This is a genomic window from Citrobacter sp. MGH105 (genome assembly GCF_001037485.2).
In the GTDB taxonomy this organism is placed as follows: domain Bacteria; phylum Pseudomonadota; class Gammaproteobacteria; order Enterobacterales; family Enterobacteriaceae; genus Citrobacter; species Citrobacter portucalensis.
The window spans coordinates 445,233-462,646 of the sequence record NZ_CP073048.1 but is presented as its reverse complement, the minus strand read 5'-3'; the positions used below and the strand labels follow the sequence as shown (position 1 = coordinate 462,646).

Annotated in this window: 31 protein-coding genes; 1 reads left to right on the top strand and 30 read right to left on the bottom strand. The window is 50.3% G+C overall.

The genetic code is table 11. The annotated features are described in order from the left end of the window. Positions 1–4 precede the first annotated feature (4 nt). The 26 genes from rpsD to rpsJ form a co-directional block, all read right to left on the bottom strand. Positions 5–625, bottom strand: a complete 621-nt coding sequence (gene rpsD, locus SK35_RS02215; protein ID WP_003031138.1) for a 30S ribosomal protein S4 — start codon at positions 623–625, stop codon at positions 5–7. A 33-nt stretch (positions 626–658) separates the two neighbouring features. Continuing rightward, entirely contained in the window at positions 659–1,048 is a 390-nt protein-coding gene (gene rpsK, locus SK35_RS02210; protein ID WP_003031137.1) for a 30S ribosomal protein S11, read from the bottom strand. A 16-nt stretch (positions 1,049–1,064) separates the two neighbouring features. Continuing rightward, positions 1,065–1,421: a 30S ribosomal protein S13 gene (gene rpsM, locus SK35_RS02205; RefSeq protein WP_003031135.1), complete on the bottom strand. Its 357-nt coding sequence runs from the start codon at positions 1,419–1,421 to the stop codon at positions 1,065–1,067. A gap of 146 nt (positions 1,422–1,567) precedes the next feature. Next, positions 1,568–1,684 carry a 50S ribosomal protein L36 gene (gene rpmJ, locus SK35_RS02200; RefSeq protein ID WP_000868187.1) on the bottom strand — a complete coding sequence of 39 codons (117 nt, stop codon included), beginning with the start codon at positions 1,682–1,684 and terminating at the stop codon, positions 1,568–1,570. A 30-nt stretch (positions 1,685–1,714) separates the two neighbouring features. Beyond that, positions 1,715–3,046 (bottom strand): preprotein translocase subunit SecY, encoded by a 1,332-nt coding sequence (secY, locus tag SK35_RS02195; protein WP_001118864.1) that lies wholly within the window; start codon positions 3,044–3,046, stop codon positions 1,715–1,717. A gap of 7 nt (positions 3,047–3,053) precedes the next feature. Next, complete coding sequence (rplO, locus tag SK35_RS02190) at positions 3,054–3,488, bottom strand: 50S ribosomal protein L15 (RefSeq protein WP_048215424.1); 435 nt, start codon at positions 3,486–3,488, stop codon at positions 3,054–3,056. 3 nt (positions 3,489–3,491) lie between these two features. Continuing rightward, entirely contained in the window at positions 3,492–3,671 is a 180-nt protein-coding gene (rpmD, locus tag SK35_RS02185; RefSeq protein WP_001140434.1) for a 50S ribosomal protein L30, read from the bottom strand. 3 nt (positions 3,672–3,674) lie between these two features. Next, positions 3,675–4,178, bottom strand: coding sequence for a 30S ribosomal protein S5 (gene rpsE, locus SK35_RS02180; protein WP_003031131.1), 504 nt, complete (start codon positions 4,176–4,178; stop codon positions 3,675–3,677). Between the two features lie 14 nt (positions 4,179–4,192). Continuing rightward, positions 4,193–4,546, bottom strand: coding sequence for a 50S ribosomal protein L18 (rplR, locus tag SK35_RS02175; protein ID WP_000358960.1), 354 nt, complete (start codon positions 4,544–4,546; stop codon positions 4,193–4,195). A gap of 9 nt (positions 4,547–4,555) precedes the next feature. Then, positions 4,556–5,089 (bottom strand): 50S ribosomal protein L6, encoded by a 534-nt coding sequence (gene rplF, locus SK35_RS02170; RefSeq protein WP_003031129.1) that lies wholly within the window; start codon positions 5,087–5,089, stop codon positions 4,556–4,558. A 12-nt stretch (positions 5,090–5,101) separates the two neighbouring features. Beyond that, a complete protein-coding gene (rpsH, locus tag SK35_RS02165) occupies positions 5,102–5,494 on the bottom strand; it encodes a 30S ribosomal protein S8 (RefSeq protein ID WP_003031127.1) in 393 nt (130 codons plus the stop codon). A gap of 30 nt (positions 5,495–5,524) precedes the next feature. Further along, positions 5,525–5,830, bottom strand: coding sequence for a 30S ribosomal protein S14 (gene rpsN, locus SK35_RS02160; RefSeq protein WP_003031125.1), 306 nt, complete (start codon positions 5,828–5,830; stop codon positions 5,525–5,527). A 14-nt stretch (positions 5,831–5,844) separates the two neighbouring features. Continuing rightward, positions 5,845–6,384 (bottom strand): 50S ribosomal protein L5, encoded by a 540-nt coding sequence (gene rplE / locus SK35_RS02155; protein WP_003031123.1) that lies wholly within the window; start codon positions 6,382–6,384, stop codon positions 5,845–5,847. 14 nt (positions 6,385–6,398) lie between these two features. Further along, positions 6,399–6,713: a 50S ribosomal protein L24 gene (gene rplX, locus SK35_RS02150; RefSeq protein ID WP_003031122.1), complete on the bottom strand. Its 315-nt coding sequence runs from the start codon at positions 6,711–6,713 to the stop codon at positions 6,399–6,401. A gap of 10 nt (positions 6,714–6,723) precedes the next feature. Further along, positions 6,724–7,095 carry a 50S ribosomal protein L14 gene (gene rplN, locus SK35_RS02145; RefSeq protein ID WP_000613954.1) on the bottom strand — a complete coding sequence of 124 codons (372 nt, stop codon included), beginning with the start codon at positions 7,093–7,095 and terminating at the stop codon, positions 6,724–6,726. A 163-nt stretch (positions 7,096–7,258) separates the two neighbouring features. Beyond that, entirely contained in the window at positions 7,259–7,513 is a 255-nt protein-coding gene (gene rpsQ, locus SK35_RS02140) for a 30S ribosomal protein S17 (protein WP_003031120.1), read from the bottom strand. After that, positions 7,513–7,704, bottom strand: a complete 192-nt coding sequence (gene rpmC, locus SK35_RS02135) for a 50S ribosomal protein L29 (protein WP_000644742.1) — start codon at positions 7,702–7,704, stop codon at positions 7,513–7,515. Before rpmC ends, rpsQ begins: the two co-directional genes overlap by 1 nt. Next, positions 7,704–8,114, bottom strand: a complete 411-nt coding sequence (rplP, locus tag SK35_RS02130; protein ID WP_000941208.1) for a 50S ribosomal protein L16 — start codon at positions 8,112–8,114, stop codon at positions 7,704–7,706. The genes rpmC and rplP overlap by 1 nt, the downstream gene beginning before the upstream one ends. Positions 8,115–8,126: 12 nt before the next feature. Then, positions 8,127–8,828 (bottom strand): 30S ribosomal protein S3, encoded by a 702-nt coding sequence (rpsC, locus tag SK35_RS02125; protein ID WP_000529945.1) that lies wholly within the window; start codon positions 8,826–8,828, stop codon positions 8,127–8,129. A gap of 17 nt (positions 8,829–8,845) precedes the next feature. Then, positions 8,846–9,178 carry a 50S ribosomal protein L22 gene (gene rplV, locus SK35_RS02120; protein WP_000448832.1) on the bottom strand — a complete coding sequence of 111 codons (333 nt, stop codon included), beginning with the start codon at positions 9,176–9,178 and terminating at the stop codon, positions 8,846–8,848. Between the two features lie 14 nt (positions 9,179–9,192). Next, positions 9,193–9,471: a 30S ribosomal protein S19 gene (gene rpsS / locus SK35_RS02115; RefSeq protein ID WP_001138115.1), complete on the bottom strand. Its 279-nt coding sequence runs from the start codon at positions 9,469–9,471 to the stop codon at positions 9,193–9,195. 16 nt (positions 9,472–9,487) lie between these two features. Then, the gene (gene rplB / locus SK35_RS02110; RefSeq protein WP_000301869.1) at positions 9,488–10,309 is read right to left on the bottom strand and encodes a 50S ribosomal protein L2; all 822 of its coding nucleotides are present in this window, start codon (positions 10,307–10,309) and stop codon (positions 9,488–9,490) included. Between the two features lie 17 nt (positions 10,310–10,326). Further along, on the bottom strand, positions 10,327–10,629 hold the full coding sequence (rplW, locus tag SK35_RS02105; protein ID WP_000617546.1) for a 50S ribosomal protein L23: 303 nt from the start codon (positions 10,627–10,629) through the stop codon (positions 10,327–10,329). After that, positions 10,626–11,231: a 50S ribosomal protein L4 gene (gene rplD, locus SK35_RS02100; protein ID WP_003031119.1), complete on the bottom strand. Its 606-nt coding sequence runs from the start codon at positions 11,229–11,231 to the stop codon at positions 10,626–10,628. Before rplD ends, rplW begins: the two co-directional genes overlap by 4 nt. Positions 11,232–11,241: 10 nt before the next feature. Further along, the gene (rplC, locus tag SK35_RS02095) at positions 11,242–11,871 is read right to left on the bottom strand and encodes a 50S ribosomal protein L3 (RefSeq protein ID WP_015369422.1); all 630 of its coding nucleotides are present in this window, start codon (positions 11,869–11,871) and stop codon (positions 11,242–11,244) included. Between the two features lie 32 nt (positions 11,872–11,903). Then, on the bottom strand, positions 11,904–12,215 hold the full coding sequence (gene rpsJ, locus SK35_RS02090; RefSeq protein WP_001181005.1) for a 30S ribosomal protein S10: 312 nt from the start codon (positions 12,213–12,215) through the stop codon (positions 11,904–11,906). Positions 12,216–12,594: 379 nt separating this feature from the next. Between rpsJ and SK35_RS02085 the strand changes: the two genes are divergently transcribed. Beyond that, positions 12,595–13,062 (top strand): prepilin peptidase, encoded by a 468-nt coding sequence (locus tag SK35_RS02085; protein ID WP_032945174.1) that lies wholly within the window; start codon positions 12,595–12,597, stop codon positions 13,060–13,062. On the opposite strand, the gene bfr is transcribed toward SK35_RS02085, so the two are convergent. The 4 genes from bfr to fusA form a co-directional block, all read right to left on the bottom strand. Then, positions 13,059–13,535, bottom strand: a complete 477-nt coding sequence (gene bfr, locus SK35_RS02080) for a bacterioferritin (protein ID WP_003827773.1) — start codon at positions 13,533–13,535, stop codon at positions 13,059–13,061. The two genes, SK35_RS02085 and bfr, sit on opposite strands and share 4 nt — an antisense overlap. Before the next feature lie 71 nt (positions 13,536–13,606). Then, positions 13,607–13,801 carry a bacterioferritin-associated ferredoxin gene (bfd, locus tag SK35_RS02075; RefSeq protein WP_003031111.1) on the bottom strand — a complete coding sequence of 65 codons (195 nt, stop codon included), beginning with the start codon at positions 13,799–13,801 and terminating at the stop codon, positions 13,607–13,609. Positions 13,802–13,986: 185 nt separating this feature from the next. Next, entirely contained in the window at positions 13,987–15,171 is a 1,185-nt protein-coding gene (gene tuf / locus SK35_RS02070) for an elongation factor Tu (protein ID WP_003031109.1), read from the bottom strand. Positions 15,172–15,240: 69 nt separating this feature from the next. Then, the gene (fusA, locus tag SK35_RS02065; RefSeq protein WP_003023659.1) at positions 15,241–17,355 is read right to left on the bottom strand and encodes an elongation factor G; all 2,115 of its coding nucleotides are present in this window, start codon (positions 17,353–17,355) and stop codon (positions 15,241–15,243) included. Positions 17,356–17,414: the final 59 nt, after the last annotated feature.

Here is a 17,414-nt window from a genome sequence, read left to right as displayed (position 1 = left end):
AGCTTTACTTGGAGTAAAGCTCGACGATCAGGTGTTCGTTAATGTCCGCAGACAGATCAGAACGCTCCGGCTTACGCTTGAACGTACCTTCCATCTTGCCAGCATCAACTTCCAGCCAGGTTGGCTTTTCACGCTGCTCAGCCAGCTCCAGAGCGGCTTTCACGCGAGACTGCTTCTTCGCTTTCTCACGAATGCTAACAACGTCATTCGGACTAACCTGATAAGAAGCGATGTTAACAACACGACCGTTTACCATAATTGCTTTATGGCTGACCAGCTGACGTGCTTCTGCACGAGTGGCACCGAAGCCCATACGGTATACAACGTTGTCCAGACGACCTTCCAGCAGACCCAACAGGTTTTCACCGGTGTTGCCTTTCAGACGTGCTGCTTCTTTGTAGTAGTTACGGAACTGACGCTCCAGCACACCGTAGATACGGCGAACTTTTTGCTTTTCACGCAACTGCACACCATAGTCAGACAGACGCGGTTTACGCGCACCGTGCTGGCCAGGAGCTTGTTCAATTTTACACTTGGTATCGATCGCGCGAACGCCAGACTTAAGGAATAAGTCAGTGCCCTCACGACGGCTCAGCTTGAGCTTAGGACCCAAATATCTTGCCATTTTCTTTCTCCAACAATCCTAGAAACGACAGCGTTATACGCGACGTTTTTTCGGCGGACGACAACCGTTATGAGGGATCGGAGTCACATCAGTAATATTAGTGATGCGGAAACCAGCGGCGTTCAGAGCACGAACAGTAGATTCGCGACCTGGACCCGGTCCTTTGACCATAACTTCCAGATTCTTGATACCGTATTCTTTTACGGCTTCAGCGCAACGCTCTGCTGCAACCTGAGCTGCAAACGGAGTGGATTTGCGAGAACCACGGAAACCGGAACCACCGGCTGTTGCCCAACCCAGTGCGTTACCCTGACGATCAGTAATGGTAACGATGGTGTTGTTAAAAGAAGCATGGATATGAGCCACGCCGTCAGAGACTTGTTTTCTTACACGTTTACGTGCACGAATTGGTGCCTTTGCCATTATTCAATCACCCCGATTATTTCTTGATCGGTTTGCGCGGACCCTTACGGGTACGTGCGTTGGTCTTGGTACGCTGACCGCGAACCGGGAGACCACGACGATGACGCAAACCGCGATAGCAACCAAGGTCCATAAGGCGCTTGATGCTCATGCTAACTTCACGGCGCAGATCACCTTCAACGACAAATTTGGCAACTTCGTCACGCAGCGTGTCGATTTGTTCTTCAGACAGCTCACTGATCTTAACATCTTCAGCGATACCCGCGGCAGCCAGAATGGCTTTAGAACGGGTCTTGCCGACGCCGTAGATCGAAGTTAATGCGATCACAGCATGTTTCTGATCAGGAATGTTAATGCCTGCTATACGGGCCACTATGCACTCCTACTATTTAATATGTACGCACCATGCTGAAAAGCCCGTTTTCAGGATACTCAAATGGAAACGCACAGACATACAAAAGATTGGCTGGCTAATCTAGCCAGCTCAACCCAACTTTGCAAGAAAAATATGCGAATAAATCAGCCTTGGCGCTGTTTATGCTTCGGCTCGGCACTGCAAATCACACGGATGACACCATCACGCTTAACGATTTTGCAGTTACGGCATAATTTCTTGACGGAAGCACGAACTTTCATTTTTACTCTCCGTAACTTCTCGGGCGACTGTTAACGGCCATAGCCTTTCAGATTCGCCTTCTTCAATGCAGACTCGTACTGACTTGACATCATCAGAGTTTGCACTTGAGCCATAAAGTCCATAATCACGACAACAACGATAAGCAGTGAGGTCCCACCGAAGTAGAACGGTACTTTCATTGCATCACGCATGAACTCCGGGATCAGGCAGATAAAGGTAATGTAGAGCGCACCAACCAAAGTCAGGCGGGTCATTACTTTATCGATATACTTCGCCGTTTGCTCTCCCGGACGAATTCCTGGTACAAATGCACCGGACTTCTTCAGGTTATCTGCTGTTTCACGCGGGTTGAAAACCAACGCCGTGTAGAAGAAACAGAAGAATATGATTGCAGACGCATAGAGTAACACATAAAGCGGTTGCCCAGGCTGCAAATACAGCGAAATTGTTGTCAGCCAGTTCCAACCAGTCCCGCCCCCGAACCATGACGCGATGGTCGCCGGGAACAGAATAATACTGGAAGCGAAGATTGCCGGGATTACCCCCGCCATATTCACTTTCAGCGGTAAATGTGTGCTCTGTGCAGCATAGACACGACGACCTTGCTGACGTTTCGCGTAGTTTACCACAATACGGCGTTGACCACGCTCAACAAATACAACAAAGAACGTCACTGCGAATACTAATACTGCAACCAACAGCAACACGAGGAAGTGCAGGTCGCCTTGACGCGCTTGCTCGATAGTATGGGCAATGGCTGGCGGGAGTCCCGCGACAATACCGGCGAAGATAATGATTGAGATACCGTTGCCGATACCACGTTCAGTAATCTGTTCGCCCAACCACATCAGGAACATCGTCCCTGTAACCAGACTTACAACAGCGGTGAAATAGAATGCAAAGCCTGGGTTCATCACCAGGCCCTGCATACCAGGCATATTCGGCAGACCGGTAGCAATACCGATCGACTGGAATATTGCCAGCACCAGAGTACCGTAGCGGGTGTACTGGCTGATCTTACGACGACCAGACTCCCCTTCTTTCTTAATTTCTGCCAGCGTTGGATGAACCACCGTCAGCAGCTGGATAATGATCGACGCCGAAATATACGGCATGATCCCCAGAGCAAAGATAGAAGCACGGCTGAGAGCACCACCAGAGAACATGTTAAACATTTCAATGATGGTGCCTCGCTGTTGCTCAAGCAGTTTGGCAAGTACAGCGGCATCAATACCAGGGATCGGAATGAAAGAGCCAATACGGAACACAATCAGCGCGCCGATTACAAACAGCAGTCTGCGTTTCAGCTCGCCTAAGCCACCTTTGGCACTTTGAAAATCTAATCCCGGTTGTTTAGCCATCTGCTACTTATTCCTCGATTTTACCGCCAGCAGCTTCGATAGCAGCACGAGCGCCTTTAGTAACACGCAGGCCACGAACAGTTACCGGAGTAGTGACTTCACCAGCCAGGATCACTTTCGCGAACTCGATCTGGATACCGATAATGTTAGCTGCTTTCAGCGTGTTCAGGTCTACAACACCGCCTTCAACTTTAGCCAGGTCAGACAGACGAACTTCGGCTGTAATCGCTGCTTTACGTGAAGTGAAGCCGAATTTCGGCAGACGACGGTACAGAGGCATCTGACCACCCTCGAAACCGCGACGTACGCCACCGCCAGAACGAGACTTCTGACCTTTGTGACCACGACCACCGGTTTTACCGAGGCCAGAACCGATACCACGACCCAGGCGGCGAACCGCTTTTTTAGAGCCTTCGGCCGGAGACAGAGTATTTAAACGCATCTCTTACTCCTCAACTTTAACCATGAAGGAAACCGCGTTGACCATACCACGAACAGCAGGAGTATCCTCGCGCTCTACGGTGTGACCAATACGACGCAGACCCAGGCCAAGCAGCGTTGCCTTGTGTTTCGGCAGACGACCGATTGCACTGCGGGTTTGAGTAATTTTAATAGTCTTTGCCATGGTTTATTTCCCCAGAATTTCTTCAACGGATTTACCACGCTTGGCAGCGACCATTTCCGGAGATTTCATATTTTCCAGGCCATCGATAGTTGCACGAACCACGTTAATCGGGTTAGTGGAACCATACGCTTTAGCCAGAACGTTACGAACTCCAGCGACTTCCAGAACGGCGCGCATTGCACCACCGGCGATGATACCGGTACCTTCGGAAGCCGGCTGCATGAATACACGAGAACCCGTGTGAGTACCCTTAACCGGGTGCTGCAGGGTGCCGTGGTTCAGCGCGACGTTAATCATATTGCGACGGGCTTTTTCCATCGCTTTCTGGATCGCTGCTGGAACTTCACGCGCTTTACCGTAACCAAAACCAACGCGACCGTTACCATCACCAACTACAGTCAGAGCTGTGAAGGAGAAAATACGACCACCTTTAACGGTTTTAGATACGCGGTTAACCGCGATCAGCTTTTCCTGCAGTTCGCCAGCTTGTTTTTCGATGTGAGCCATCTTACACCTCTACCTTAGAACTGAAGGCCAGCTTCACGGGCAGCATCTGCCAGTGCCTGGACACGACCATGATATTGGAACCCGGAACGGTCAAAAGAAACATCTTTGATGCCTTTTTCCAGAGCGCGTTCAGCAACAGCTTTACCTACAGCTGCAGCAGCGTCTTTGTTACCGGTGTACTTCAATTGTTCAGCGATAGCTTTTTCTACAGTAGAAGCAGCTACCAGAACTTCAGAACCGTTCGGTGCAATTACCTGTGCGTAAATATGACGCGGGGTACGATGTACCACCAGGCGAGTTGCACCCAGCTCCTGGAGCTTGCGGCGTGCGCGGGTCGCACGACGGATACGAGCAGATTTCTTATCCATAGTGTTACCTTACTTCTTCTTAGCCTCTTTGGTACGCACGACTTCGTCGGCGTAACGAACACCCTTGCCTTTATAAGGCTCAGGACGACGGTAGGCGCGCAGATCTGCTGCAACCTGACCGATCAGCTGTTTATCAGCGCCTTTCAGCACGATTTCAGTCTGAGACGGACATTCTGCAGTGATTCCCGCAGGCAGCTGATGGTCAACTGGGTGAGAGAAACCTAAAGCCAGGTTTACTACATTCCCTTTAACCGCTGCACGATAACCTACACCAACCAGCTGAAGCTTCTTAGTGAAGCCTTCGGTAACACCGACAACCATTGCATTCAGCAGGGCACGCGCGGTACCAGCCTGAGCCCATCCATCTGCGTAACCATCACGCGGACCGAAGGTCAGTGCATTATCTGCATGATTTACTGCAACAGCATCGTTGAGAGTACGAGTCAGCTCGCCGTTTTTACCTTTGATCGTAATAACCTGACCGTTGATTTTTACATCAACGCCGGCAGGAATAACGACCGGTGCTTTAGCAACACGAGACATTTTTTCCTCCGATTAGGCTACGTAGCAGATAATTTCGCCACCAAGACCAGCCTGGCGCGCTGCACGATCAGTCATAACACCTTTAGAGGTAGAAACAACTGCGATACCCATGCCAGCCATAACTTTCGGCAGCTCGTCTTTACGCTTATAAATGCGCAGACCTGGGCGACTGACACGCTGAATGCTTTCTACAACAGCTTTACCCTGGAAATACTTGAGAGTAAGTTCCAGTTCCGGCTTGGTGTCGCCTTCAACTTTAAAATCTTCAATAAAACCTTCTTCCTTCAGCACGTTGGCAATTGCCACTTTCAGCTTGGAGGAAGGCATGGTGACCGCAGCTTTATTCGCGGCCTGACCGTTACGGATACGGGTCAGCATATCCGCGATCGGATCTTGCATGCTCATCTGTCTTTACTCCCGTGATTCAATTGGTAATTACCAGCTAGCCTTTTTCAAGCCTGGTACTTCACCGCGCATGGCGGCTTCACGCAGTTTGATACGGCTCAACCCGAACTTGCCCACATAGCCATGCGGACGACCTGTTTGACGGCAGCGGTTACGCTGACGGGACGGGCTGGAATCACGCGGCAGAGACTGCAGCTTGAGAACTGCGTTCCAACGATCTTCGTCGGTCGCGTTCACATCAGAGATAATAGCTTTCAGTTCAGCGCGTTTTGCGAAGTACTTATCAGCTAAAGCTACGCGCTTTACTTCGCGTGCTTTCATTGATTGCTTAGCCATTCAGTAACCCTACCTTACTTGCGGAACGGGAAGTCAAAGGCAGCCAGCAGAGCACGGCCTTCTTCATCAGATTTCGCAGTAGTGGTAATGGTAATATCCAAACCACGCACGCGGTCGACTTTATCGTAGTCGATTTCTGGGAAGATGATCTGCTCACGGACACCCATGCTGTAGTTACCACGACCGTCGAAAGACTTAGCGGACAAGCCACGGAAGTCACGGATACGTGGAACAGCAATAGTGATCAGGCGCTCAAAGAACTCCCACATGCGTTCGCCACGCAGAGTTACTTTACAGCCGATCGGATAGCCCTGACGGATTTTGAAGCCTGCAACTGATTTGCGTGCTTTGGTGATCAGCGGTTTTTGACCGGAGATTGCTGTCAGGTCAGCTGCTGCGTTATCCAGCAGTTTCTTGTCAGCGATCGCTTCACCAACACCCATGTTCAGGGTGATCTTCTCGACCCGAGGGACTTGCATGACAGAATTGTAGTTAAACTCAGTCATGAGTTTAGCGACTACTTCGTCTTTGTAGTAATCATGCAGTTTCGCCATCGTACTACTCCAAATTACTTGATAGTTTCGCTGTTAGATTTGAAGAAACGGACTTTTTTGCCGTCTTCGAATCTAAAGCCTACACGGTCAGCCTTGCCGGTTGCCGCGTTGAAGATAGCAAGGTTAGAGATCTGAATAGCTGCTTCTTTCTCTACGATGCCGCCTGGTTGGTTCAGGGCCGGAACCGGCTTCTGATGTTTCTTAACCAGGTTGATACCTTCAACAATGACCTTGCCGGAAGACAGGACATTCTTAACTTTACCGCGTTTACCTTTATCTTTACCGGTTAACACGATAACTTCGTCATCACGACGGATCTTCGCTGCCATGATTCGCTCCTTAGAGTACTTCTGGTGCCAGAGAGATAATTTTCATGAACTTCTCGTTACGAAGTTCACGAGTTACCGGCCCAAAAATACGCGTACCGATAGGTTGCTCGCTGTTATTGTTTAAAATAACGCATGCATTACCATCGAAGCGAATGACAGAACCGTCCGGGCGACGAACACCCTTCTTGGTGCGCACCACTACCGCCTTCAGCACATCACCTTTTTTGACCTTACCACGCGGAATTGCTTCCTTGATGGTGATCTTGATGATATCGCCGACGCCTGCGTAGCGACGGTGCGAGCCACCCAGAACCTTGATACACATTACGCGACGTGCACCGGAGTTGTCGGCGACGTTCAGCATAGTCTGTTCTTGGATCATTTTAGTGCTCCGCTAATGTCAACTACTACTGAGACCCGAAAATCAGGTCGTTAAAAAAGCCCCATATCGGGGGCGCGGCATTATAACACCGCTTCAACGATATGGGTAGAAAAAATAAACGGCTCATCGCTGAGCCGTTTATTCGTTGAGAATGCCTACTGTATTACAGAACGGCTTTCTCTACAACGCGAACCAGCGTCCAGGACTTAGTCTTGGACAGCGGACGGCATTCGCGGATTTCAACCACGTCACCAGTACCGCATTCGTTGTTCTCGTCATGTACGTGCAGTTTGGTCGTACGCTTAATGAATTTACCGTAGATCGGGTGTTTCACAAAACGTTCGATAGCAACAACGATGGATTTCTCCATTTTATCGCTAACAACGCGACCTTGCAGAGTACGGATTTTATCGGTCATTACGCACCCGCCTTCTCAGTCAGTAAAGTCTTAACGCGTGCGACGTCACGACGCACTTGCTTCAACAGGTGAGACTGTTGCAGCTGGCCACTTGCAGCCTGCATACGCAGGTTGAACTGCTCACGCAGCAGATTCAGCAGCTCGGTGTTCAGCTCTTCAACACTCTTCTCACGCAGCTCTTTTGCTTTCATTACATCACCGTCTTAGTTACAAAGGTGGTTTTAATCGGCAGTTTCGCTGCTGCCAGCTTGAATGCTTCACGGGCCAGCTCTTCCGGTACGCCGTCCATTTCATACAGGACTTTACCCGGCTGAATCAAGGCAACCCAATACTCCACGTTACCTTTACCTTTACCCATACGCACTGCCAGCGGCTTTTCAGTGATCGGTTTGTCCGGGAATACACGGATCCAGATCTTACCTTGACGCTTAACTGCACGGGTCATAGCACGACGTGCTGCTTCGATCTGACGGGCAGTCAGACGACCACGGCCAACAGCTTTCAGACCGAAGCTGCCGAAGCTAACATCCGCGCCAGCAGCCAGACCGCGGTTACGGCCTTTGTGCATTTTACGGAATTTTGTACGCTTTGGTTGTAACATCAGCGACGCTCCTTATTTACGGCCTTTACGCTGCTGCTTTTTAGGTTGCGCAGCCGGTTTTTCCGGTTGTTCAACAGCAGCCATACCACCCAGGATCTCGCCTTTGAAGATCCACACTTTAACGCCGATTACACCGTAAGTGGTGTGCGCTTCAGAGGTGTTGTAGTCGATGTCAGCACGCAGAGTGTGCAGAGGTACGCGACCTTCGCGGTACCATTCGGTACGTGCGATTTCCGCGCCGCCCAGACGGCCGCTAACTTCAACTTTGATACCTTTAGCGCCCAGACGCATTGCGTTCTGTACAGCACGCTTCATAGCACGACGGAACATAACACGACGTTCCAGCTGAGAAGTGATGCTGTCAGCAACCAATTTTGCGTCCAGTTCAGGCTTACGCACTTCGGCGATATTGATCTGAGCAGGAACGCCAGCAATATCCGCTACGACTTTGCGCAGTTTTTCTACGTCTTCGCCTTTCTTACCGATAACGATACCCGGGCGAGCGGTGTGAATGGTCACACGGATGCTCTTAGCCGGACGCTCGATAACGATACGAGATACAGACGCTTTCGCCAGTTCCTTAGTCAGGTACTGACGTACTTTAAAATCGCTGTCCAGGTTGTCAGCGAATTCTTTGGTGTTCGCAAACCAGGTTGAGTTCCATGGTTTTACAATACCCAGGCGAATACCATTAGGATGTACTTTCTGACCCATTGCTAGTCTCCAGAGTCTCAGCGATCGGACACAACCACAGTAATGTGGCTGGTGCGCTTCAGGATGCGATCTGCACGACCTTTTGCACGCGGCATAATGCGCTTCATGCTCGGGCCTTCGTCTACGAAAATTTTCGTAACTTTCAGATCGTCAATGTCAGCGCCATCGTTGTGTTCAGCGTTAGCAATGGCAGATTCCAGGACTTTCTTAACCAGTACAGCCGCTTTCTTATTGGTGTAGGTCAGAATATCCAGAGCCTGCGACACTTTCTTACCGCGAATCAGGTCTGCAACAAGGCGAACCTTCTGAGCAGAAGAACGAGCATGGCGATGTTGAGCTAAAGTTTCCATCTCTTCCTCCTACCTTATTTCTTCTTCGCTTTTTTATCAGCAGCGTGGCCGCGATAAGTACGAGTCGGTGCGAATTCACCCAGTTTGTGACCGACCATTTCGTCGGAAACAAATACCGGAACGTGCTGACGACCATTATGGACAGCGATGGTCAAACCGATCATGTTAGGAAAGATCGTTGAACGACGGGACCAAGTGCGCAGGGGCTTCTTGTCTCCGCTTTCCACCGCTTTCTCTACCTTCTTCAGCAAGTGCAGGTCAATAAAAGGACCTTTCTTGAGAGAACGTGGCATGGCTTATCCTCTAAAATTATTTGCTACGGCGACGTACGATGAATTTATCAGTACGCTTGTTGCTGCGGGTCTTCTTACCTTTGGTCTGAACGCCCCACGGAGTTACCGGGTGCTTACCAAAGTTACGACCTTCACCACCACCATGTGGGTGATCGACTGGGTTCATCGCAGTACCGCGAACGGTAGGACGAACACCACGCCAGCGTGCAGCACCTGCTTTACCCAGAACGCGCAGCATATGCTCAGCATTGCCAACTTCGCCCAGAGTTGCACGGCAGTCTGCTTCGACTTTACGCATTTCACCAGAACGCAGACGCAGGGTGACATAAGCACCATCACGAGCAACGATCTGAACGTAAGTACCAGCGGAACGTGCCAGCTGACCGCCTTTACCTGGTTTCATTTCTACGTTATGAACGGTAGAACCAACCGGGATATTGCGCATCGGCAGGGTGTTACCTGCTTTGATTGCAGCATCAACGCCAGACTGAATCTGGTCGCCAGCTTTCAGGCCTTTAGGGGCCAGGATGTAACGGCGTTCACCGTCTTTGTACAGAACCAGCGCGATGTTCGCGGAGCGGTTCGGATCGTACTCAAGACGTTCAACAACTGCCGGGATACCGTCTTTGTTGCGTTTGAAGTCAACAATACGATAAGCCTGCTTGTGACCACCACCGATGTGACGAGTGGTGATGCGGCCATTGTTGTTACGACCACCGGATTTGCTGTTTTTTTCAACCAGCGGAGCAAAAGGTTTGCCCTTGTGCAGCTCTGGGTTGACCACTTTAACAACGTGGCGACGACCCGGAGATGTCGGTTTACATTTAACAACTGCCATTGTATTACTCCTCCGACTTACTCAGCGCCGCCGACGAAGTCCAGATTCTGGCCTTCCTTCAGGGTGACGTAAGCTTTTTTCCAGTCGCTACGACGACCGATACGCTGTCCGTGACGTTTAACTTTCCCTTTAACTACCAGGGTGTTAACGACTTCGACTTCGACTTCAAACAGTTTCTGCACAGCAGCTTTGATTTCTGCTTTGGTCGCGTCTTTAGCAACTTTGAGAACGATGGTGTTAGTTTTTTCCATCGCAGTAGACGCTTTTTCAGAAACGTGCGGTGCGCGCAGCACTTTCAGCAGACGTTCTTCACGAATCATGCCAGCATCTCCTCAACTTGCTTAACAGCATCAGCAGTCATTACGACTTTGTCGAAGGCGATCAGGCTAACCGGGTCGATACCAGTTGCATCGCGTACGTCAACCTTGTGCAGGTTGCGCGCAGCCAGGAACAGGTTTTCGTCCAGCTCACCGGTGATGATCAGCACATCTTCCAGAGCCATGTCTTTCAGTTTCTGTGCCAGCAGCTTAGTTTTAGGCGCTTCTACAGAGAATGATTCGACAACGATCAGACGATCCTGACGTACCAGTTCGGACAGAATGCTTTTCAGCGCGCCGCGGTACATCTTTTTGTTAACTTTTTGACTGTGGTCCTGTGGACGAGCAGCGAAGGTCACGCCACCTGAACGCCAGATCGGGCTCTTGATAGAACCTGAACGCGCACGGCCGGTACCTTTCTGGCGCCACGGCTTTTTGCCTGAACCAGTTACTTCAGCACGAGTCTTCTGAGCACGAGTACCCTGACGAGCACCAGCTGCATAAGCAACAACAACCTGGTGAACCAGCGCTTCGTTGAAATCACGACCGAAGGTAGTTTCGGAAACAGTCAGCGCGCTCTGCGCGTCTTTCAATACTAATTCCATTGCTATCCCCTTACGCCTTCACAGCTGGTTTAACGATCAGGTCGCAACCGGTCGCACCCGGAACACCACCTTTAACCAGCAGCAGGTTGCGCTCAGCGTCAACACGTACTACGTCCAGGCTCTGAACGGTTACACGTTCGTTGCCCAGCTGACCTGCCATTTTCTTGCCTTTGAACACTTTGCCCGGAGTCTGGTTCTGACCGATAGAACCCGGAACGCGGTGAGACAAGGAGTTACCGTGAGTAGCGTCCTGGGTACGGAAGTTCCAGCGCTTAACGGTACCAGCGAAACCTTTACCTTTAGAGGTACCGGTTACGTCAACTTTTTTAACGTCAGCAAACAGTTCAACGCTAATGTTCTGACCAACGGTGTATTCTTCACCATCTGCCAGACGGAATTCCCACAGGCCGCGGCCAGCTTCTACGCCAGCTTTAGCAAAGTGGCCAGCTTCCGGCTTAGTTACACGGTTAGCTTTTTTAGCACCGGTGGTAACCTGAATAGCGCGATAGCCATCGTTAGCCAGATCTTTAACCTGAGTAACGCGGTTTGCTTCAACTTCGATAACGGTTACTGGGATAGATACGCCATCTTCAGTGAAGATGCGGGTCATACCCACTTTTTTACCGACTAAACCAATCATTGTATCAACCTCTCAATCGCTCGATGACCTGATTAACCCAGGCTGATCTGCACGTCTACACCGGCAGCCAGGTCCAGACGCATCAGAGCATCAACGGTTTTTTCAGTTGGCTCAACGATGTCAACCAGACGCTTGTGAGTACGGATCTCGTACTGATCACGCGCGTCTTTGTTGACGTGCGGGGAGATCAGAACGGTGAAACGCTCTTTGCGGGTCGGCAGCGGGATCGGACCACGAACCTGCGCACCAGTGCGCTTGGCAGTCTCGACGATTTCCGCGGTTGATTGATCGATCAGACGATGATCAAACGCTTTCAAACGGATACGGATTCTTTGGTTCTGCATGAGACCAGAGCTCCAATTATTTTATAGACGAAATAGTTACTCCTCAAACCCATTACGATTGATGGGAGAGTGTAACCGTTCTTACAGAGTTCCCCGATTGGGAACATTGTCTGGTATTGCTTTCGCAGTACCGGTGGCTCATATCGAACCGCTGTCAATATTAGACAAGCCCGCGCATTATACGTAAATCTCAGTCTTAAGCAAGTGCCGCGTAGAAATTAATCACTCGTTCACAAATGCGGCGCTCCTTCCACTCTGATTGTATGTCCTGTGGTGCAACGCGTTTTCCGTGGAAGAGAGCATCCATAACCCACATCCCGGGCTTGTAGGGCCGCCGGGTTTACCTGAAGGTAAACTCTTTACCAGATAAGGCTTGCCCATGTACATCGACCTCCCCTTTCTGTTGATTTATGTTTCGCTATCAGGGCTGCTCTTAGTCCATGACCTACGTACCGGGTTACTGCCCGACAAATTTACCTGCCCTCTTTTGTGGGGCGGTCTTATTTATCATCAATGCTGCAGACCTGCACAGTTATCCGACGCGCTTTGGGGGGCCGTAGCGGGCTATGGGGTATTTGCTTTGTTCTACTGGGGGTATCGTTTGATATGCCGACAGGAAGGATTAGGCTTTGGCGACGTCAAATTTCTTGCCGCGCTAGGTGCATGGCATCGCTGGGAATCATTACCACTTTTGGTTTTACTTGCCGCGGGTATGGCATGTTGCCTCACCGGGATTTCCTGCGTCCGTTACGGGAAACAGGTACTAAAAAACCCGCTGCCATTTGGGCCATATCTGGCGGCTGCGGGTTTTGTTATTGGCCTGGTAAGTATGATACAGGGCGGTTAGTCACTGACTTTAATTTGCGATTGCAGATAATTTTGTAAGCCAAGTTTTGCAATCAGGTCCAGCTCGGTTTCGAGCCAGTCAATATGCCCTTCTTCTTCAGTCAGGATCTCAATCATCATATCCCGGCTGACATAATCATGAACGCTATCGGCATAGGCAATGGCTTCACGTAAGTCTTTAGCACCATCGAGTTCGAGTCGAAGATCGGATTGCAGCATCTCTTCAACGTCTTCGCCAATACCCAACTTACCAAGATCCTGCAAGTTCGGGATCCCTTCTAAGAATAAAATACGCTCGATATATTTATCAGCGTGTTTCATCTCATCGATAGATTCATGGTACTCAACATCATTGAGGCGAGTCAGTCCCCAGTTTTTAAACATACGAGCATGGAGAAAATACTGGTTGATCGCGACAAGCTCATTTCCCAATAGTTTATTGAGATAATTTATGATTTTAACATCACCTTTCATTTTATAGTCCCTCCGCTTCCACTCTTAGAGCGTAGATGGGGCTACAGGGATGTCAAAAAAAAGAGTGTGACTTAGGCGATCTCTTTAAATTCTGGCATTTGCGTTAATTCATCCTGCATGACTTCGCGGGCAGCACGAATGCACTTACCGCATTGATTTCCAACAGGAATAAATTTACGTAATTGCTGAAAGGACTGAGGATGAAACTGGCGAACAGCCTGACGTATTTTTTTATCACTTATCGCATTACACAAACAAACGTACATGATCGCTCCCGTTCAATTTCTGCGCAAAGTGTAAATGAGAATAGTTATGATTACAATAGCACAACGCGATTTACGCGGCGGGAGAATGAATAAAAAATGCGAATAAATATGACAACGACTAAATTGCAGGTAGCAAAAAGGGCGCCGAAGCGCCCTTTTTAAGCTCAAAGCTAATTAATCAATAATTAGCTCATTACTTTAGCAACAACGCCCGCACCAACAGTACGGCCGCCTTCACGGATTGCGAAACGCAGACCGTCGTCCATCGCGATCGGGTGGATCAGGGTAACAACCATTTTGATGTTGTCGCCCGGCATTACCATCTCTACGCCTTCTGGCAGTTCGATGGTACCAGTCACGTCAGTAGTACGGAAGTAGAACTGCGGACGGTAGCCTTTGAAGAACGGAGTATGACGGCCGCCTTCGTCTTTGGACAGAATGTACACTTCAGATTCGAACTTGGTGTGCGGCTTGATAGAGCCCGGCTTAGCCAGTACCTGACCACGTTCGATTTCTTCACGTTTGATACCACGCAGCAGAACACCAACGTTCTCACCAGCACGGCCTTCGTCCAGCAGTTTGCGGAACATTTCAACGCCAGTACAGGTAGACTTAGCAGTCTCTTTGATACCAACGATTTCAACTTCTTCACCAACTTTGATGATACCGCGCTCTACACGACCGGTAACAACGGTACCACGACCGGAGATGGAGAATACGTCTTCGATAGGCAGCAGGAACGGCTTGTCAATCGCACGCTCTGGTTCTGGGATGTAAGAATCCAGGAAGCCAGCCAGTTCGATGATTTTCGCTTCCCACTCTGCTTCGCCTTCCAGCGCTTTCAGAGCAGAACCACGAACGATCGGAGTGTCGTCGCCCGGGAAATCGTACTGAGACAGAAGTTCACGAACTTCCATTTCTACCAGTTCCAGCAGCTCTTCGTCATCAACCATGTCGCATTTGTTCAGGAACACGATGATGTACGGAACGCCTACCTGACGACCCAGCAGGATGTGCTCACGAGTCTGCGGCATCGGGCCGTCAGTCGCAGCAACAACCAGGATCGCGCCGTCCATCTGCGCAGCACCGGTGATCATGTTTTTAACATAGTCGGCGTGGCCCGGGCAGTCTACGTGTGCGTAGTGGCGAGTCGGGGTGTCATATTCAACGTGAGAAGTGTTGATGGTGATACCACGAGCTTTTTCTTCCGGCGCGTTATCGATCTGGTCGAATGCACGAGCAGCACCGCCGTAGGTTTTAGCCAGTACGGTAGTGATTGCAGCGGTCAGGGTAGTTTTACCGTGGTCAACGTGGCCGATGGTGCCGACGTTAACGTGCGGTTTTGTACGTTCAAATTTTTCTTTAGACACGGCTATATTCCTTACTATAGTGCTCTCCCCTATGGAGAGAGCACGGGACTTAGGTTTTAATCCTGTGGATTATTTACCACGGGCTTCAATAACGGCCTGAGCAACGTTGTTCGGCGCATCGTCGTACTTCAGGAACTCCATGGAGTAAGAAGCACGGCCTTTGGTCAGAGAACGCAGCTGGGTTGCATATCCGAACATTTCAGACAGCGGAACTTCAGCATGGATAACAACGCCAGTGACGTTGGATTCCTGACCACGAAGCATACCACGACGGCGGCTCAAGTCACCGATTACGTCACCGGTGTTCTCTTCCGGAGTCTCTACTTCAACCTTCATGATAGGCTCAAGCAGAACTGGTTTCGCTTTCTTAAAGCCATCTTTGAAGGCGATAGAAGCGGCCAGTTTAAACGCCAGCTCAGAGGAGTCAACGTCATGGTAAGAACCGAAGTGCAGACGCACGCCCAGATCAACAACCGGGTAACCAGCCAGCGGGCCAGATTTCAGCTGTTCCTGGATGCCTTTATCAACGGCCGGGATGTATTCGCCAGGAATTACACCACCTTTGATGTCGTTGATGAACTCGTAGCCTTTCGGGTTTGAACCCGGCTCCAGCGGGTACATGTCGATAACAACATGACCGTACTGACCGCGACCACCAGACTGCTTAGCGTGTTTACCTTCGATATCGGTAACTTTCGCGCGAATCGCTTCGCGGTAAGCAACCTGAGGTTTACCGACGTTCGCTTCAACGTTGAATTCACGCTTCATACGGTCAACGATGATGTCGAGGTGCAGCTCACCCATACCAGCGATAATGGTCTGGTTAGATTCTTCGTCAGTCCATACGCGGAATGACGGGTCTTCTTTAGCCAGACGGCCCAGAGCCAGACCCATTTTTTCCTGGTCAGCTTTGGTTTTCGGTTCTACCGCGATGGAAATTACCGGCTCAGGGAATTCCATACGTTCCAGAATGATCGGGTGATCCGGGTCACACAGAGTGTCACCAGTGGTCACGTCTTTCAGACCGATTGCAGCAGCGATATCGCCCGCGCGAACTTCTTTGATCTCTTCACGTTTGTTAGCGTGCATCTGTACGATACGGCCGAAACGTTCACGTGCAGTTTTCACGGAGTTCAGGATGGTGTCACCGGAGTTAACCACACCAGAGTACACGCGGAAGAAGGTCAGGTTACCCACGAACGGGTCAGTAGCGATTTTGAATGCCAGAGCAGCAAACGGCTCGTCATCGCTAGCATGACGCTCAGCAGGAGTATCTTTACCGTCGTCCAGAATACCGTTGATCGCAGGTACGTCTACTGGGGATGGCAGGTAATCAATTACCGCATCCAGCATCGCCTGAACACCTTTGTTCTTGAACGCAGAACCACAGGTTACCAGGATGATTTCGTTGTTCAGAACGCGCTGACGCAGAGCTTTTTTGATCTCTTCTTCAGTCAGTTCTTCACCACCCAGGTATTTCTCCATCAGCTCTTCTGAAGCTTCTGCAGCGGACTCGATCAGGTTCTGGTGCCATTCTTCAGCCAGTTCCTGCATGTCAGCCGGGATATCTTCATAAGTGAAGGTTACGCCTGCATCTTCTTCGTTCCAGTTGATGGCTTTCATTTTCACCAGGTCAACAACACCGGTGAACGCTTCTTCAGCGCCAATTGCCAGCTGCAGCGGAACAGGGTTCGCGCCCAGACGGGTTTTGATCTGACCAACAACTTTCAGGAAGTTCGCACCCATACGGTCCATTTTGTTAACGAACGCAATGCGCGGAACTTTATATTTGTTTGCCTGACGCCATACGGTTTCAGACTGAGGCTGAACACCACCAACTGCGCAGTAAACCATTACTGCACCATCAAGCACACGCATGGAACGTTCTACTTCGATAGTGAAGTCAACGTGCCCCGGGGTGTCGATGATGTTTACGCGATGCGGTTCATACTGCTTAGCCATACCAGACCAGAATGCAGTAGTCGCTGCGGAGGTGATAGTAATACCACGTTCCTGCTCCTGCTCCATCCAGTCCATGGTGGCTGCGCCGTCATGAACTTCACCGATTTTATGGTTTACACCGGTGTAGAACAGAATACGTTCGGTAGTAGTGGTTTTACCGGCGTCGATGTGCGCACTGATACCGATGTTACGGTAGCGCGCGATGGGTGTTGTACGAGCCATTTGATTCCTCGTTTATCTTTTAGGCGTTCAATTTAAGTAGCCCAAAGCGGGCTGCTTAC

Coding starts and splice junctions, on each gene's coding strand:
- rplD (WP_003031119.1), bottom strand. CDS start 11,231: ATGGAATTAGTATTGAAAGACGCGCAGAGCGCGCTGACTGTTTCCGAA.
- rplF (WP_003031129.1), bottom strand. CDS start 5,089: ATGTCTCGTGTTGCTAAAGCACCGGTCGTTATTCCTGCCGGCGTTGAT.
- bfd (WP_003031111.1), bottom strand. CDS start 13,801: ATGTACGTTTGTTTGTGTAATGCGATAAGTGATAAAAAAATACGTCAG.
- fusA (WP_003023659.1), bottom strand. CDS start 17,355: ATGGCTCGTACAACACCCATCGCGCGCTACCGTAACATCGGTATCAGT.
- rplX (WP_003031122.1), bottom strand. CDS start 6,713: ATGGCAGCGAAGATCCGTCGTGATGACGAAGTTATCGTGTTAACCGGT.
- secY (WP_001118864.1), bottom strand. CDS start 3,046: ATGGCTAAACAACCGGGATTAGATTTTCAAAGTGCCAAAGGTGGCTTA.
- rplR (WP_000358960.1), bottom strand. CDS start 4,546: ATGGATAAGAAATCTGCTCGTATCCGTCGTGCGACCCGCGCACGCCGC.
- rpmC (WP_000644742.1), bottom strand. CDS start 7,704: ATGAAAGCAAAAGAGCTGCGTGAGAAGAGTGTTGAAGAGCTGAACACC.
- rpsS (WP_001138115.1), bottom strand. CDS start 9,471: ATGCCACGTTCTCTCAAGAAAGGTCCTTTTATTGACCTGCACTTGCTG.
- rpmD (WP_001140434.1), bottom strand. CDS start 3,671: ATGGCAAAGACTATTAAAATTACTCAAACCCGCAGTGCAATCGGTCGT.
- rplO (WP_048215424.1), bottom strand. CDS start 3,488: ATGCGTTTAAATACTCTGTCTCCGGCCGAAGGCTCTAAAAAAGCGGTT.
- rpsQ (WP_003031120.1), bottom strand. CDS start 7,513: ATGACCGATAAAATCCGTACTCTGCAAGGTCGCGTTGTTAGCGATAAA.
- rpsH (WP_003031127.1), bottom strand. CDS start 5,494: ATGAGCATGCAAGATCCGATCGCGGATATGCTGACCCGTATCCGTAAC.
- rplP (WP_000941208.1), bottom strand. CDS start 8,114: ATGTTACAACCAAAGCGTACAAAATTCCGTAAAATGCACAAAGGCCGT.
- rpsE (WP_003031131.1), bottom strand. CDS start 4,178: ATGGCTCACATCGAAAAACAAGCTGGCGAACTGCAGGAAAAGCTGATC.
- rplN (WP_000613954.1), bottom strand. CDS start 7,095: ATGATCCAAGAACAGACTATGCTGAACGTCGCCGACAACTCCGGTGCA.
- bfr (WP_003827773.1), bottom strand. CDS start 13,535: ATGAAAGGTGATGTTAAAATCATAAATTATCTCAATAAACTATTGGGA.
- rplC (WP_015369422.1), bottom strand. CDS start 11,871: ATGATTGGTTTAGTCGGTAAAAAAGTGGGTATGACCCGCATCTTCACT.
- rplE (WP_003031123.1), bottom strand. CDS start 6,384: ATGGCGAAACTGCATGATTACTACAAAGACGAAGTAGTCGCTAAACTC.
- rplW (WP_000617546.1), bottom strand. CDS start 10,629: ATGATTCGTGAAGAACGTCTGCTGAAAGTGCTGCGCGCACCGCACGTT.
- rplV (WP_000448832.1), bottom strand. CDS start 9,178: ATGGAAACTTTAGCTCAACATCGCCATGCTCGTTCTTCTGCTCAGAAG.
- rpmJ (WP_000868187.1), bottom strand. CDS start 1,684: ATGAAAGTTCGTGCTTCCGTCAAGAAATTATGCCGTAACTGCAAAATC.
- rpsJ (WP_001181005.1), bottom strand. CDS start 12,215: ATGCAGAACCAAAGAATCCGTATCCGTTTGAAAGCGTTTGATCATCGT.
- rpsN (WP_003031125.1), bottom strand. CDS start 5,830: ATGGCTAAGCAATCAATGAAAGCACGCGAAGTAAAGCGCGTAGCTTTA.
- SK35_RS02085 (WP_032945174.1), top strand. CDS start 12,595: ATGTACATCGACCTCCCCTTTCTGTTGATTTATGTTTCGCTATCAGGG.
- rpsK (WP_003031137.1), bottom strand. CDS start 1,048: ATGGCAAAGGCACCAATTCGTGCACGTAAACGTGTAAGAAAACAAGTC.
- rpsC (WP_000529945.1), bottom strand. CDS start 8,828: ATGGGTCAGAAAGTACATCCTAATGGTATTCGCCTGGGTATTGTAAAA.
- rplB (WP_000301869.1), bottom strand. CDS start 10,309: ATGGCAGTTGTTAAATGTAAACCGACATCTCCGGGTCGTCGCCACGTT.
- rpsD (WP_003031138.1), bottom strand. CDS start 625: ATGGCAAGATATTTGGGTCCTAAGCTCAAGCTGAGCCGTCGTGAGGGC.